The sequence below is a fragment of the Achromobacter sp. GQ309 genome (assembly GCF_059759315.1).
On sequence record NZ_JCAXDP010000001.1, the window covers coordinates 996,938 to 1,011,206 of the forward strand.

14 protein-coding genes are annotated in these 14,269 nt (G+C 66.0%); 12 read left to right on the top strand and 2 right to left on the bottom strand.

The window, feature by feature from the left end:
* Positions 1-13 precede the first annotated feature (13 nt).
* The 11 genes from narJ (at position 14) to ubiT (ending at position 9,460) form a co-directional block, all read left to right on the top strand.
* Positions 14-661: a nitrate reductase molybdenum cofactor assembly chaperone gene (narJ, locus tag AC6CIE_RS04590; protein ID WP_175121298.1), complete on the top strand. Its 648-nt coding sequence runs from the start codon at positions 14-16 to the stop codon at positions 659-661.
* A gap of 18 nt (positions 662-679) precedes the next feature.
* A complete protein-coding gene (gene narI / locus AC6CIE_RS04595) occupies positions 680-1,363 on the top strand; it encodes a respiratory nitrate reductase subunit gamma (protein ID WP_175183639.1) in 684 nt (227 codons plus the stop codon).
* Positions 1,364-1,385: 22 nt separating this feature from the next.
* Positions 1,386-2,147, top strand: coding sequence for a peptidylprolyl isomerase (locus AC6CIE_RS04600; protein ID WP_175183638.1), 762 nt, complete (start codon positions 1,386-1,388; stop codon positions 2,145-2,147).
* On the top strand, positions 2,144-3,142 hold the full coding sequence (gene moaA, locus AC6CIE_RS04605) for a GTP 3',8-cyclase MoaA (RefSeq protein WP_498091364.1): 999 nt from the start codon (positions 2,144-2,146) through the stop codon (positions 3,140-3,142). The genes AC6CIE_RS04600 and moaA overlap by 4 nt, the downstream gene beginning before the upstream one ends.
* Before the next feature lies 1 nt (position 3,143).
* On the top strand, positions 3,144-3,809 hold the full coding sequence (locus AC6CIE_RS04610; protein WP_175121302.1) for a carbonic anhydrase: 666 nt from the start codon (positions 3,144-3,146) through the stop codon (positions 3,807-3,809).
* Positions 3,806-4,303, top strand: a complete 498-nt coding sequence (gene mobB / locus AC6CIE_RS04615; RefSeq protein ID WP_175136324.1) for a molybdopterin-guanine dinucleotide biosynthesis protein B — start codon at positions 3,806-3,808, stop codon at positions 4,301-4,303. Before AC6CIE_RS04610 ends, mobB begins: the two co-directional genes overlap by 4 nt.
* 93 nt (positions 4,304-4,396) lie before the next feature.
* On the top strand, positions 4,397-6,334 hold the full coding sequence (locus AC6CIE_RS04620) for a type IV pili methyl-accepting chemotaxis transducer N-terminal domain-containing protein (RefSeq protein WP_498091366.1): 1,938 nt from the start codon (positions 4,397-4,399) through the stop codon (positions 6,332-6,334).
* A 14-nt stretch (positions 6,335-6,348) separates the two neighbouring features.
* Positions 6,349-7,011, top strand: a complete 663-nt coding sequence (locus AC6CIE_RS04625) for a response regulator (protein ID WP_175121305.1) — start codon at positions 6,349-6,351, stop codon at positions 7,009-7,011.
* An 81-nt stretch (positions 7,012-7,092) separates the two neighbouring features.
* A complete protein-coding gene (ubiU, locus tag AC6CIE_RS04630; RefSeq protein ID WP_105239174.1) occupies positions 7,093-8,109 on the top strand; it encodes a ubiquinone anaerobic biosynthesis protein UbiU in 1,017 nt (338 codons plus the stop codon).
* Positions 8,100-8,999, top strand: coding sequence for a U32 family peptidase (locus AC6CIE_RS04635; RefSeq protein WP_424918463.1), 900 nt, complete (start codon positions 8,100-8,102; stop codon positions 8,997-8,999). The genes ubiU and AC6CIE_RS04635 overlap by 10 nt, the downstream gene beginning before the upstream one ends.
* Entirely contained in the window at positions 8,996-9,460 is a 465-nt protein-coding gene (gene ubiT / locus AC6CIE_RS04640) for a ubiquinone anaerobic biosynthesis accessory factor UbiT (protein ID WP_498091368.1), read from the top strand. Before AC6CIE_RS04635 ends, ubiT begins: the two co-directional genes overlap by 4 nt.
* Before the next feature lie 42 nt (positions 9,461-9,502).
* Here the strand turns inward: ubiT and AC6CIE_RS04645 are convergent, their stop codons facing one another.
* Together AC6CIE_RS04645 and AC6CIE_RS04650 are read right to left on the bottom strand one after the other, a co-directional pair.
* The gene (locus AC6CIE_RS04645; protein WP_498091370.1) at positions 9,503-11,614 is read right to left on the bottom strand and encodes an ABC transporter permease subunit; all 2,112 of its coding nucleotides are present in this window, start codon (positions 11,612-11,614) and stop codon (positions 9,503-9,505) included.
* 291 nt (positions 11,615-11,905) lie between these two features.
* Positions 11,906-12,928, bottom strand: coding sequence for an amino acid ABC transporter substrate-binding protein (locus tag AC6CIE_RS04650; RefSeq protein WP_498091372.1), 1,023 nt, complete (start codon positions 12,926-12,928; stop codon positions 11,906-11,908).
* Between the two features lie 168 nt (positions 12,929-13,096).
* On the opposite strand from AC6CIE_RS04650, the gene AC6CIE_RS04655 reads away from it, so the two are divergent.
* A complete protein-coding gene (locus tag AC6CIE_RS04655) occupies positions 13,097-14,236 on the top strand; it encodes an aminotransferase class V-fold PLP-dependent enzyme (protein WP_498091373.1) in 1,140 nt (379 codons plus the stop codon).
* Positions 14,237-14,269 lie beyond the last annotated feature (33 nt).

The following is a 14,269-nucleotide window of genomic DNA, read 5'->3' on the forward strand; positions in this document are numbered from 1 at the left end:
AAAGGAAAACATCATGAGCCTGTACCGACTGCTTTCCGCCATGCTGTGCTACCCCGAGCCGGAGCTGCTGGACTACCTGGGCGAACTGGAAGAGGCCCTCGCGGCCTATCCGGACGCCGAAGAGACCCTGCAGCCCCTGGTGAGCTACCTGGCCTCGAACGACCTGATTCCCCTGCAAGAGAACTACGTCGCCACCTTTGACCGCAACCGCTCGCATTCCCTGCACCTGTTCGAACACGTGCACGGCGAAAGCCGCGACCGCGGCCAGGCCATGGTGGACTTGCTGGAGACCTACCGCCAGCACGGTTTCGAACCCGTCGTGTCCGAACTGCCGGATCACGTGCCGCTGTTCCTGGAATTCCTGGGCGTCATCGACCCCGACACGGCCCAGGAACTGCTGGACGAAGCCATCCACGTGCTGGCAGCCATTGGCGCGCGCCTGGCCAAGAGCGAAAGCTCCTATGCCTGCATCTTTGCCGTGCTGCGCGCCCAGTCCCGCGTGATTCCACGCGTGCAGACCGAGGCGCCCGTGCGCGACATGGACGAGGCGATGGAGGCCTTCGGGGCCGGCCCGGACGGCGTGGAACCGCTGCTACGGCCGTTCTCGGGAGGCGGCGCACAGCCCGTGCACTTCCATCCCCGTTCCGCCGCGACTCATTAATGCTCAGGACGACGCATCATGAACTCCCTGAATCAGTTTCTTTTCGGCATCTATCCGTACATCGCGCTGACCATCTTCCTGCTCGGCAGCCTGGCGCGCTTTGAACGCGAGCAATACACCTGGAAGTCCGACAGCTCGCAACTGCTGCACCGAGGCCAGTTGCGGCTGGGCAACATCCTCTTCCACATCGGCATCATCGGCCTGTTCTTCGGGCATCTGGCCGGCCTGCTGACTCCGGTCATCGTGTGGGACACGCTGGGCGTTTCGCACTCGCTCAAGCAGATGGTCGCCATGGTGGCCGGCGGCGTGATGGGCGGGCTGTGCCTGATCGGCCTCCTGATCCTGATCCACCGCCGCCTGACCGATCCGCGCATTGCACACGCCACGCGGCCGGGCGACAAGATCCTGCTGCTCTGGATCCTGGTGACCCTGCTGCTGGGCCTGTCCACGATCGTGCTGTCGGCCGGCCACATGGACGGCGAAATGATGGTGCACCTGATGACCTGGGCGCAGCACATCGTCACGTTCCAGGGCGACGCCGCCAGCTACATCGCCGGCGTGCCGCTGCTCTTCAAGGCGCACCTGTTCATGGGTCTCACGCTGTTCGTGATCTTCCCGTTCACCCGCCTGGTGCACGTCTGGAGCGGCTTTGCGTCGATCGGCTACCTGGGCCGGGCCTGGCAACTCGTCCGTCCGCGCTGATCCACTGTCTTAGGAGCCGAACATGCCTGTCATCGTCAATGGCGTCGAACTGAACGACGCGGATCTGGAACGTGAACTTCCCTTGCACGCCGAGGCCGGCAATCCCATGCGCGAGGCCGTCACGGCCCTGGTGCTGCGGCGCGTGCTGCTGGACGAGGCCGGCCGGCAAGGTCTGGACGTGTCCGACGAGGAAAGCGCGATCGGCGCGCTGCTCGCCAGCCAGGCGCCGGCGCCCGAAGCCGACGACCAGGCGTGCCGGCGCTTCTATCAGATGCACCCCGAGCGCTTCATGGTGGGTGAACTGGTCGAGGCGGACCACATCCTGTTCCAGGTCACGCCCGACGTGAACCTGGACATGTTGAAGGCGCATGCCAACGTGGTGCTGACCGAGCTGCTGGCCGATCCCTCCCGGTTCGCGGAGGTTGCCCGCGAGCAGTCCAATTGCCCGTCCGCTGCGGTGGGCGGCAATCTGGGTCAACTCGGCCGCGGCGACACCGTGCCCGAGTTCGAACGCGCGGTGTTTGCATTGCCCTCGGGCGGGCTGCTGCCGCAGTTGCTGCAAACGCGGCATGGCCTGCACATCGTGCGCGTCACGCGCCGCGTTGAAGGCCGCCTCTTGCCTTACGAGCACGTCGCAAAGCAGATTGCGACGGCGCTCACCACCATGAGCCGCGACACCGCCTGGCGGCAATACACCAAGCTGCTGGTCGGGCGCGCCAAGATCTCCGGCATTGACCTGGACGACGGCGAACCCGAACGGGTCTTCGCCGGGAGCGCCGCATGATGGACGAGCCAGCCCCTGCCGTATTGGCCGACGGCTTCGGCCGCCGCATCGACTACCTGCGCGTCTCCGTCACCGATCGCTGCGATCTGCGTTGCAGCTATTGCCTGCCCAAGGACTTCAAGGGCTTTGAGACGCCGGCCAACTGGATGTCCCACGACGAAATGGCGCGGCTGGTCGGGTTGTTCGTGGGCCTGGGCGTGGCCAAGGTCAGGCTCACCGGCGGCGAACCGCTGCTGCGCAAGGGCGTGGCCGGGCTGGCCGCCACCATCGCCGCCATGCCCGGACTGCGCGACCTGTCCGTGTCCACCAACGCCACCCAGCTTGTGCGCCATGCCCAGTCGCTGCGCGCGGCCGGCGTGAGCCGCTTGAACATCAGCCTGGACACATTGGACGCCGCGGCGTTCTCGCAGATCACCGGGCGCGACTGTCTGGATTCCGTGCTGGCCGGGCTGGCGGCCGCGCGGCAAGCCGGCTTTTCGCCGATCAAGCTCAATAGCGTGGTGCATGCGGCCACGCCGGAATCCGAAGTCCGCCGCCTGCTGTCGTATGCCGTGGAGCAGGGCTTCGTGCTGCGGCTGATCGAACCCATGCCCATGGGCGAATGCGGTCGCGGCTATACGCATACCGACCTGAGCGCGATGGGCGCCCGTCTTGCGGCCGATGCTGGCCTGGTGCCGTCGTTGTCCGAATCCCGCAACGGCCCGGCGCGCTACTGGACAAGCGGGCAGGGCGCGCCGGTGCTGGGCGTCATCACACCCATGTCGCGCCATTTCTGCGCCACCTGCAACCGCGTGCGGCTGGGCGTGGATGGCACCTTATATCTGTGCCTGGGCCAGGAAGACCAGGTGCCGCTTGGACACCTGCTGCGCGCGGGCGCCAGCGACGCCGAGCTTATCCAGGCCATCCGGGTAGGCATCGCGGCCAAGCCGGAGCGCCATGACTTCAACGCCCGGCCCGAACGCATCGTGCGCTTCATGGCGCAAACGGGAGGCTGATATGCAAGATCTTGAACGACTCGTCGGCGGCTTCCAGCGCTTTCAGCAGCAATACTACGAAGACGCACCAATGCTGTACCGCAATCTGCGCGACGGCCAGCATCCCAGCACGCTGCTGATCGGCTGTTGCGATTCCCGGGTGGATCCGGCCATGCTGCTGGGGTGTGATCCCGGCGACATCTTCACCGTGCGCAATGTGGCGAATCTGGTGCCGCCGTGCAGCAAGGACCGCGGCCTGCAGGGCGTCCTGGCGGCCATCCAGTTTGCGGTCGAGCAATTGCAGGTCAGCCGCATCATCGTGCTGGGCCATGCGCAATGCGGCGGCATCCGCGCCCTGATGGAACGGCGCATCCGCCGCGACGGTGAAACCGACTATTTGGGACGCTGGATGGACATCGCAGAACCGGCGCGCGAGCAGGTGTTGCGGCAGATGCCGGATGCCTCGAAAGAAGAGCGCCGGCGCGCCTGCGAACAGGCGTCCATCCTGATTTCCCTTCGCAATCTTGAAGACCTGCCTTTCGTGCGGCGGGCGGTCGACGCGGGCAGCCTGTCACTGCATGGCTGGTACTTCGACCTGGTGGCGGGCGCTTTGCTGGCATACTCCCCGCGGGCAGACACGTTTTTGCCCATCGTGTGCCCCTTGCTGACGGAACCTGCCCTCGTATGACTCCTGTATTCGGTATCGCCGGCCGCTCCGGCAGCGGCAAAACCACCCTGATCGAAGCGATGCTGCCGCTGCTTGGCGCCCGCGGCCTGCGCGTGAACGTCATCAAGCACAGCCATCACGACTTCCAGATGGAGCCGCCGGGCAAGGACAGCGCGCGATTCCGCACCGCCGGCGCGCAGGAGGTCATGATCGCTTCGCCGTACCGGTATGCCATCGTGCACGAGCTGCGCGACGCGCCGGAACCCACCCTGGAGGCGCAACTGGCGCGCCTATCGCCCGCCGATCTGGTGTTGGTCGAAGGCTTCAAGCAGGCCGCGATCCCGCGCATCGAGGTCTACCGCCCGGCGTTGGGCAAACCGCCCCTGCACACGGAAGACCCTGCATTTCTGGCGGTCGTGACCGACGCGCCGTTGGACATTGACTTGCCCTGCCTGCCGCTGAACGATCCTGCCCAGGTGGCGGATTTTCTGTGCCGCACGCTTGGACTGCGTTGATCGCGTGAGTGACGCAATGGGCACGCGTGCGCCGGATTGCTGGCGGGAAGCGACTACACTGACACCCGAACTGCGCTTCCAGCCCTGACATTCATGAAGTCCACCGATACCGCCGCCCAACCCGACGCGCTGCCTTCGCCCCGGCACCGGCTGTCCACGCGCATCGTGGCAAGTTCACTGCTGGCGCTGATCGTCGTGCTGTCCATGGTCAGCTGGACGCTGTGGCTGTCCTGGCAACTGGAAGGCGCGGGCGCGGCCATCAACGATACCGGCAGCCTGCGCATGCGAGCCAACCGCGTCGCCGTCGAGCTGATGCGGCCGCAAGCCGGGCGCGAAGTGCGCACCACAGAACAGATCGCGATTCTGGACGAGACCATCGCGCGGCTGGCGCGGGGCAATCCCGCGCGGCCGCTTTTCATTCCCAACGACAACGCCATCCGCGCCCAGTGGCACGACGTGGCTGCATACTGGCGCGACATCATGAAGCCGGCGGCCCTGCGTTCCATCGGCCAGCCGGATGCGTCAAGCTACCTGGAAACGCTGCCCGAGTTCGTGGCCCGCGCCGATACCCTGGTGCGCATGATCGAACAGGACAACGCCGGCAAGACCACGTCGCTGCGCCTGTCGCAGGGCGTGCTGGCGGCAATTGCCAGCGCGGGCACGCTTGCCATGATCTACCTGCTGTATCTGTGGATCATTTCACCCGTGTTGCGCCTGCGCGACGGCCTGCAGCGCATGGCCGACCGCGAATTCAGCACCCGCCTGCCGGTGGAAAGCCAGGACGAGTTCGGCGTGCTGGCGCGCGGCTACAACCGCATGGCAGACGAACTTCAAGACCTGTACACCAGCCTGGAACAGCGGGTGGAACAGAAGACGGCGCAGCTTGCCGCGCAGAACCGCGACATCGGTGCGCTCTACGACATGGCCGCGTTCCTGAATCAGCCAAATGAAATCGAGGCCATGTGCGATGGCTTTCTGCGCCGCGTCATGCTGCAGTTCGATGCGGAAGCGGGCAGCATCCGCGCGCTGGACCCCAACAACGAAAAGCTCAACCTCGTGGTGTCGGTGGGCCTGTCCGACGATCTGGTCGAATCCGAACACTGCATGAAGGTCGACGACTGCTATTGCGGCGTCGCCACCCGCCAGGCTGGCGTCATCGTCATCCAGGACTTCCGCCAGTCGCCGCCCGACATGGATCTGAACTGCCAGCGCGACGGCTTTGCCAGCGTGGCGGTGTTCCGTATCGTGACGCGCGACGAAGTCCTGGGGTCGTATTCGCTGCATTTCCGCACGCAGCGCCGCCTGCTGGCGTCGGAGTCGCAGCTGCTGGAAACGCTTGGGCAGCACCTGGGAGTGGCGCTGGACAACCGGCGCCTCAGCGCGCAGGCACGCCAATTGGCCGTGGTGCAAGAGCGCGGGCTGGTGGCGCAGGGCCTGCACGACAGCCTGGCGCAAGGGCTGAACTTCCTGAATCTGCAATTGCAGATGCTCGATGCCGCCATCAAGCGCGGCGACGAAGAAGAAGTCAGCGAAATCCTGCCGCTGCTGCGCACCGGCGTAGACGAAAGCTATCAGGACGTGCGCGAACTCCTGACCAACTTCCGCAGCAAGCTGTCGCAGGGCGACCTGCAGGCGGCCATTGAAGACACGGTGGCGCGTTTCCGCCGCCAGACCGCCATCGACACGGATCTGACATTCAGCCAAGGCGAAGGCGCGCCGCTGCAGCCCGAGCAGCAACTGCAGGTGCTGTTCATCCTGCAGGAAGCGCTGTCCAACGTGCGCAAGCATTCCGAGGCCAGCCACGTGCGCATCGCCGTAAAAAACGGCCGCGATTTCACTCTGCTGATTGCCGACGACGGGCAGGGGTATGATCCCGCCGACGTCGCCGAGCGCGGCGAATCCCATGTTGGCCTGCACATCATGCGCGAGCGCGCCGCTCGTATGCGCGCCGTGATAAAACTCGAATCGCAGCCCGGCGCCGGCACGCGCGTGGCGCTCACCTTGCCTGGCGCCGAGCGCCAGGCCGCCTGACATCCTTGCCCATCATGACCATCCGCATCCTGCTCATCGACGACCACACCCTGTTCCGCTCCGGTGTCCGCCTGCTGCTGCAGCGCCAGCCCGACTTCGAGGTCGTTGCCGAGGCCGGGGACGGCGTCGAGGGCCTGAAGCGCGCCAAGGAACTCAAACCCGACGTCGTGCTGCTGGACCTGAATCTGCCCGGCTTGTCGGGGCTGGAAACGCTGCAGCTCCTGACGCAGGATCTGCCCACCTGCGCGGTCATCATCCTGACCGTGTCCGAAGAAGCCGACGAGCTTGGACAGGCGCTGCGCGACGGCGCCCGCGGCTACCTCGTCAAGAACATCGACGCGGACGCCCTGGTGTCCGCCATCCGCCGCGCCGCCAACGGCGAAGCCGTCATTGCGGACAGCATGACGGCCAAGCTGGTCGAGCAGTTCCGGGGACAGGCCAGCCAGACGCCGCCGCCACCCGGCACCGCGGAACGTCACCGCCTTACCGCACGCGAAACGCAGATCGTGCAATGGCTGGCGCGCGGGGCCAGCAACAAGGTCATTGCGCGCGAACTGGATGTCAGCGAAAGCACCGTCAAGATCCATGTGCAGAACGTGCTGAAAAAGCTCAATCTGACCAGCCGCGTGCAGGTTGCGGTGTATGCGGTCGAGCGGGGCCTGTACACCGAGGAATAGTCCTATAAAAGCCGCCGCGCGCGCCGCGCGGTTTGATTTTCGACAAGGCCCGGGGGACGGGCGGCCCATAGACTGGCCGTCATGCAAACTCGAACCTCTCCCATAGAGCTCGTGGCCCCGGCAGGCAGTCTGGCCGCCTTGAAAGCGGCGATTGAAGCGGGCGCCGACACCGTCTATCTCGGGCTCAAGAACGCCACCAACGCCCGCAACTTTGCCGGGCTCAATTTCACCGAAGCCGACATCCGCGCAGGCGTCGAACTGGCGCATCGCCACAACCGGCACGTGCTGTTCGCCATCAATACATTTGTGCAGGCCGGCCGCATGGCCGAATGGCAAGCCGCCGTCGATGCCGCCCACGACCTCGGCGCCGACGCCGTCATCATGGCTGATCCGGGCCTCCTGGCCTACGCCAGCGACCGCTATCCGGACCTGCGCCTGCATCTGTCTGTACAGGGCTCGGCCACCCACACCGACGCCATCGAACTCATGAAGGAACAGTTCGGCATCCGCCGCGTGGTGTTGCCGCGTGTGCTGACACTGACGGAAATCGCGCGCATCTGCGCCAATGTCAGTGTCGAGGTCGAGGTGTTTGGTTTTGGCAGCCTGTGCGTCATGGCCGAAGGCCGCTGCCTGCTGTCTTCATACGCCACTGGCGACTCTCCCAACAACAAGGGCGTCTGTTCGCCCGCGCACGCGGTGCGCTGGGTCGAAGAAGACGGACGCATGGATGCGCGCCTGTCCGGCATTCTCATCGACCGCTACGAACCCGGCGAACCGGCCGCGTACCCCACGCTGTGCAAGGGCCGGTTCGAAGTGGACGGCCAAGCCGACCACGCACTGGAAGAACCCACCAGTCTGAACGCCATCGGCCTGTTGCCCAAGCTGGCCGAAATGGGCGTATCCGCCATCAAGATCGAAGGACGCCAGCGCAGCCCGGCGTATGTCACGCAGGTGGTGTCCACGCTGCGCGCCGCGCTGGACAGCGTGCATGCGGACGCGTCGCGCTTTTCTCCGCGCCCCGAATGGAACGCCATGCTGGCGCGCCATGCCGAGGGTTCACAAGTCACACAAGGCGCTTTCGAACGCCCATGGAAATGACCCAAATCCCCTTTCAGATTTCCGTCGGCCCCTTGCTGTACTACTGGCCGCGCCAGCGCACCATGGATTTCTACGCCGCCGTCGCCGAAAGCCCGGCGGACATCGTCTACATCGGCGAAACAGTCTGTAGCCGGCGGCACGAGCTGCGCGCCGACGACTGGCTTGAACTGGCGCGTGATCTGCGCGCGGTGGGCAAGACCGTGGTGCTGTCGGGCCGCACGCTGATCGAGACCGGCGCCGAGGCCAGCGCCTTGAAGAAGCTATGCGAACAGCAGGACTTCATGGTCGAGGCCGGCGAACTGGGCGCAGTGCGCCATCTGAGCGGCCGCGGCTTTGTTGCCGGCCCGCACGTCAATGCCTATCACGGCGGCACGCTGACCTGGCTGGCGAACCGCGGCGCCGTGCGCTTTGTCGCGCCACTTGAAATGGACGGTCCTACGTTGGAACGGCTGCTGTGCGAGCGTCCCGCCGGCATGCAGGCCGAAGTCATGGTGTGGGGCAGGATGGCGCTGGCGTTCTCGGCGCGCTGCTTCACGGCGCGGCACTTCCGCCTGAAAAAGGACGACTGCGGCTTCCGCTGTATCGAGCACCCTGATGGCCTGGACATGCGCACCCGCGAATCGCGCGAATTTCTTGGCATCAATGGCATCCAGGTGCAATCGGCCGCATGCCTGGACCTGTTGGCCGAAGCGCCGGAATTGGCGGGCATGGGCGTCGACGTCCTGCGTGTCAGCCCGCAATCGGCCGGCACACTCGAAGCGATCGCCGCGCTTGACGCCACGCGCCGCGGCGTCAAGCCCGATGCGGTTTCGCCGCCCGCGGGCATCGGCCGCTGCAATGGTTACTACTACGGGCAGGCCGGTATCGGCCTGCAGGAGGCCACCGCATGAGCGCAGCCCTGACTCTACCGCCCATGCTGGCCAAGCTGGGCAAGCGCGTGCCGGGACCTTTCGTGTCCCTGCATTTTGTCGCGGGACTTGAACTGGCCCGCCGCCTGAAGTGGCTGGAGCCGCCCGCCGAACTGAACGGACGCACCTTTGCCATCACCGTCGAAGACCTGGGGCTGCGCAGCAGCTTCGTGGTGCGCGACGGCGCCTTCCGGCCGCTGTGGAACAAGGGCCCGCAAGCCGCCGCCGAACTGGAACTTGGCGCGAAGCTGGCCGACTTTCTGGCGCTCATGCGCGCGGAAACAGATGCAGATACCTTGTTCTTTCAGCGCCGTCTGCGTATCGCTGGCGATACGGAACTGGGATTGATCGTCAAAAACTGGCTGGATGCCGCGCCGCGGCCGGCATGGCTTCAGCGCATTAGCGTGGTGCATGGGGGGATCGGGAGCGGGGCGGGCGGCTGATCTTTCTGCCGAGCCGGTTTCTCTGCCCGGCTCGGCATCCCGTCATTTTCCAGCGCGCCCCTCCATGCGGCGCGCGACGCGCGACAGCGCCAGGCTGGCGGCCAGATACAACAGCGCCACCGCCAGATACACCTCAACGTGATAAGGCCGCCAATCGGTGCCCGCGACCACCGCCTTGGCCGCGCCCAGCACGTCGAACACGCCGATGATGCTGACCAGCGATGTGTCCTTGACCGCGCCGACAAAGACGCCCAGCGCGGCTGGCGCGGCGATGCGACGGGCCTGCGGCCAGATCACGCAGGCATAGGCCAGCGCGGGCCGCATGCCCAAGGCGCGTGCGGCCATCATCTGGCCGGGCGGAATCGCCTGCAACGCGCCGCGCAGCACTTCGGCCAGCACACACGCGGTATGCAGGGTCAGCGCCGCCAGCGCCATGCTGAATTTGGAGACGCCGCCGCCAAGCAACATGGGCAGCACAAACGATGCGAACAGCAGCTGGGTCACCAGCGGCACGCCGCGCACCGCTTCGATCAGACCGGCTGCGGCCAATGAACCGCCGGGGCTGCCGGACCGGCGAAGCAGGGCCAGCGCGAAAGCCAGCGGCACGGCCGCCACCAGCGCGGCGATCGCCAGGACCAACGTGACGAGCAGTCCGCCCCAGCGTTGCGGTCCGATGAAATCGCCGCCCCACGGCCAGCCGGTCAGCGCGGCCACGGCAACGCCAAACAGCGCGGCCAACAAGACAACACGCATGCGCGCGGGTACGCGACGCGCGCCCAGGGCGACAGCGATGGCGGCCAGAAGGGCCAGGGACGCGATCAGCGCGGGCCCCCGGTGCACGTCGGACATGGTGCCGTAGAACAACAACGGCAGGTTCTCGCGCACGGCGGCCCAGCAGGCGCCCGCCGCATTTGCGCAGGTCATCGGGTCGCCTGACCACACGGCTCGAAGTACCGCCCAATCGAGCAGTGACCAGGCCACGGCGGCCAGCAGCAAAGACAGAACGGCCGACATCGCTTTGCGCCGAAGGGTCCTGGCCTTACGAACAGCGCCATCCCGGAATGCGCGGTCACCCAGGCGCGCGCCGTGCGTGTCGCCGGGGCCGTGCCGCGTATTGCGCGCGTTCCACGCGGAGAACCCGCCGCCCAGGCAGAGCGCCAGCGTCAGGTAAATGCTTACGGCAAGCGCAATGCCTTCCAGCGCCAGCCCGGTTTGCGTGATGGCCGTGTTGATGACGGCCATCAGCTCCTGGTAGCCGATTGCGATGGCGAGCGTGCTGTTCTTGATGAGCGCCAGGCATTGGTTGGAGTAGGGCGGCAATGCGACGCGCGTGGCGTAGGGCGCGATCACCAGCCGCAGCACCTTGACGGGCGTGAGGCCCAAGGCCTGGCCGGCTTCGACCAGGCCCACGGGAACAGCACGGATCGCGCCGCGCACGATGTCGGCGATGTAGGCGGCGTGAAAGACGACGAGACCGAGGGTCAACGCGGCAAATTCGATGCTGGGTTGCCAGCCGCCCTGCAAACCGAGCCCGCGCTTGACGGGGAGGTCGAGCTGCATAGGGGGCAATAGCGCCCACGTGATCGTGGCGGCGGCCAGTATTGCAGCCAATATTGCGGCCAGTGCGGCGGCAGACGAAGCGGGCAACGCGGTATTGCGCCAACGGCGGCGGGCGTACCAGGCCACCGCTAGCGCAGCCACTGCCACGCCCGCATAAGGCAGCCAGCCATGCAAGGCGGGCAAGGCCAACCCGCGATTGGACAGCAGCACGGAAGGCAGCGGCGACCAGGCTTGACGCAGATCCGGCAGCCGCAACAGCAAGCCATACCAGACGAATAGCTGCAACAGCACCGGCGTGTTGCGCAGCGGTGCGATGACCAAGGCGGCAGCGCGGGCCGCCAGCGGGTTTGACGACAACCCCAGGAATCCCAGCCCCACGCCCAGGACAGTGGCCAGCGGTATTGCCACGAAGGCGACGGTCAGCGTATTGACCAGTCCCGCGGCCAGGGACATCCAGTAAGGATCCTCCGGCGTGACGTTGAGCAGGCTCTCAGAGATGCGGAAGCCCGCCGGCTGAAAGAGAAAGCCGAACCCGCCCTGGATACCTCGGGCGGCCTGCACCGATTCGATGTGCAGCACCAAAAGGGCCGCCATGCCGCCCACTCCCAGGATCCACGCCAGCGCAGGTAGCCAGCGGCGCCACGGGGCAGTCAACGGGAAAGGAAGCGAGGTGGCAGTCATGGCGGGCCGGGCGGCATCAATCAAAAAAGAAGAAGGGCGGACCCGGTGGCCCGCCCGCGAATCATCGAGAAATGCGCATCAGGCGATGCGTATCAAACGATCTGCATCGAGCGATCTGCATCGAGCGATCTGCACTAAGCGATCTGCACCGAGCGATTCGCACGAAGCGATTCGCACCAAGCGATTCGCACCAAGCGAAGCGCATCACTGAAACGGCGGCGAATACAACAAACCGCCCTTGTTCCATTGCGCATTCAAGCCGCGTTCCAGCTTGAGCGGCGTGGCGGCGCCCAGGTTGCGGTCCCACACCTCGCCGTAGTTGCCCACGGCCTTGATGGCTTGCCTGGCCCACGTTTCGTCCAGGCCGAAGCTCTTGCCGATGCCGGGGTCCACGCCAAGCAGGCGGCGCACCTGCGCATCGGTGCTCCGCGTCTGGCTGTCGGCATTCTGAGCGGTGATGCCCAACTCTTCCGCGGCGACAAGTGCGTTGACCGTCCAGCGCACGATGGCGGCCCAGTTCGGGTCGTCCTGGCGTACGAAGGGGCCGAGCGGCGACTTGTTGATGCGCTCGGGCAGGATGACGAAGTCGTCGGGCTTGCTGGCGCGGGCGGCGCGGCTGGCGGCGAGGGTGGACGCATCCGACAGATACACGTCGCAGCGGCCGGCGTAAAAGGCCTGCTCCAGCTCGACCAGGTTCTCGATGACGACGGGGCGATAGCTGAGCTTGTTCTTCTTGAAGTAGTCGACCAGGTTCTGTTCATTGACGGTGCCGGGCTGCACGCAGACCTGCGCGCCTTCCAGTTCGGTGGCGCTCTTGACGCCCAGCTTGCGCGGCACCAGGAAGCCTTGGCCGTCGTAGAACACGATGCCGGCCGACGCGATGCCCAGTCCGGCGTCGCGGCCCGACGTGATGGTGGTGTTGCGGTTCAGCACGTCGATCTCGCCGGACTGCAGCGCCGGAAAGCGTTGCTGCGAGCTCAGCGGCACGAAGCGGGTCTTTTCCGGATCGCCCAGCACGGCGGCGGCCAGCGCGCGGCACAGGTCGGCGTCAAGGCCGGTCCAGCGGCCTTGCTTGTCGGCAATCGACAACCCTGCCGACCCCTGGCTGACACCGCACACCAGTTCACCGCGCTTCTTGATGGTGTCCACCGTGCCGGCCTGCGATGCGCCGGCAAGCGCCATCGCGGCGGCAATGCCCGCGGCCTTGAATAGATGATTCAAACGCATGCTGTTCCCATGATTGTTGTGTGCAAGAGAGGCACGAATTCTATGGGCGCGTAGTGGTTTGCCGAGCGACTTAATACTCATATCAATATGAAAACTAAGCCTTATCCAGATGCGCGTCATATACCTAGAATGCCCGCATGCCAGATGGTCTGGCGGAGTAGGTTGCGCATGGCTTGGCAGGACGAATTCAGACAGCTGTTTCCCATCACGCGCGATAAGGCTTACGCCAACATCGCGTACACCAGCCCCTTGTCGCCGCATGTGTCATCCGCGGTGGCCGGCTTTTTCGACAGCATCACGCATGTGCGCAGCGACAAGCCGCAATGGCTGCGTAATGCCGACGCCCTGCGCGTGCGGCTGGCCCGTTTGATCGGCGGCGACGCGCGCCGGCTGGCGTTCACCAAGAACACCACCGAAGGGTTGAACACGGTCGCGCAGGGGCTGGCCTGGAAGGAGGGCGACAACCTCATCGTCGACGATCAGGAACATCCCTCGAACGCCTTGCCGTGGCTCAATTTGCGCCGGCGTGGCGTACAGGTGCGCGTGGCGCAGGCGCGCGCGCATCGCTTCACGGTCGATGACCTCTGGCAGCACGTGGATGCCCGCACGCGATTGATCGCGGTGTCGTGGGTGCAGTACGGGACGGGGCTGCGCACCGACATCCAGGAGCTGGGGCGCCGCTGCGCGGAACGCGGCATCTGGCTTGTCGTCGACGGCATCCAGGGCGCGGGCTTGCTGCGCGCGCAGGTCGATGACTGGCACGTCGACGCCTTTGCGTGCGGCGCGCACAAGGGCATGCTGGGTCCGCTTGGCGTGGGGCTGCTGCACGTGTCGCCGCGGCTGCTCAATGCGCTTGACCCGTTCTACATCGGTCCGTCTGGCGTGACCACGCTGGACAAGTCCGGCCTGCAATGGCAGACCGCGGTGTCGGACGCCAATGACGCGCGGCGGCTGGAGACCGGCAACCTGAACTATCCCGGCATCGCCGGCTGGGCGGGCGCGCTGGACCTGATCGAACAGGCGCGGCCCGAGCGCATCGAGCCCTGGGTGCTGGAACTGTCGCAGGCGCTGAGCGACGGACTGCGCAGCTTGGGCGCGCAAGTCGTGTCGCCGCCGGGTGATGACGTGCGCAGCACCAGCACGGCGCTGCGCGTGGCGGATCCTGCGGCGGCGCTGGCGCATTTGACGCAGGCCGGTGTCGTGGCAAGCGTCGTGGAGTATGGTTACGTGCGCCTGTCCGTGGGCGCCTATAACAACCATGAAGACATCGAACGCATTCTGCGCGCCGCGCGCGCATTTGCGGCCTGATCTGAATTTTCAATCACGTATTGACCGGAGAGA

Bases quoted from the DNA above. Each gene is read 5' to 3' on its own strand.
- narJ (WP_175121298.1), top strand. From the start codon at position 14: ATGAGCCTGTACCGACTGCTTTCCGCCATGCTGTGCTACCCCGAGCCG.
- narI (WP_175183639.1), top strand. From the start codon at position 680: ATGAACTCCCTGAATCAGTTTCTTTTCGGCATCTATCCGTACATCGCG.
- AC6CIE_RS04600 (WP_175183638.1), top strand. From the start codon at position 1,386: ATGCCTGTCATCGTCAATGGCGTCGAACTGAACGACGCGGATCTGGAA.
- moaA (WP_498091364.1), top strand. From the start codon at position 2,144: ATGATGGACGAGCCAGCCCCTGCCGTATTGGCCGACGGCTTCGGCCGC.
- AC6CIE_RS04610 (WP_175121302.1), top strand. From the start codon at position 3,144: ATGCAAGATCTTGAACGACTCGTCGGCGGCTTCCAGCGCTTTCAGCAG.
- mobB (WP_175136324.1), top strand. From the start codon at position 3,806: ATGACTCCTGTATTCGGTATCGCCGGCCGCTCCGGCAGCGGCAAAACC.
- AC6CIE_RS04620 (WP_498091366.1), top strand. From the start codon at position 4,397: ATGAAGTCCACCGATACCGCCGCCCAACCCGACGCGCTGCCTTCGCCC.
- AC6CIE_RS04625 (WP_175121305.1), top strand. From the start codon at position 6,349: ATGACCATCCGCATCCTGCTCATCGACGACCACACCCTGTTCCGCTCC.
- ubiU (WP_105239174.1), top strand. From the start codon at position 7,093: ATGCAAACTCGAACCTCTCCCATAGAGCTCGTGGCCCCGGCAGGCAGT.
- AC6CIE_RS04635 (WP_424918463.1), top strand. From the start codon at position 8,100: ATGGAAATGACCCAAATCCCCTTTCAGATTTCCGTCGGCCCCTTGCTG.
- ubiT (WP_498091368.1), top strand. From the start codon at position 8,996: ATGAGCGCAGCCCTGACTCTACCGCCCATGCTGGCCAAGCTGGGCAAG.
- AC6CIE_RS04645 (WP_498091370.1), bottom strand. From the start codon at position 11,614: ATGGCGGCCCTTTTGGTGCTGCACATCGAATCGGTGCAGGCCGCCCGA.
- AC6CIE_RS04650 (WP_498091372.1), bottom strand. From the start codon at position 12,928: ATGCGTTTGAATCATCTATTCAAGGCCGCGGGCATTGCCGCCGCGATG.
- AC6CIE_RS04655 (WP_498091373.1), top strand. From the start codon at position 13,097: ATGGCTTGGCAGGACGAATTCAGACAGCTGTTTCCCATCACGCGCGAT.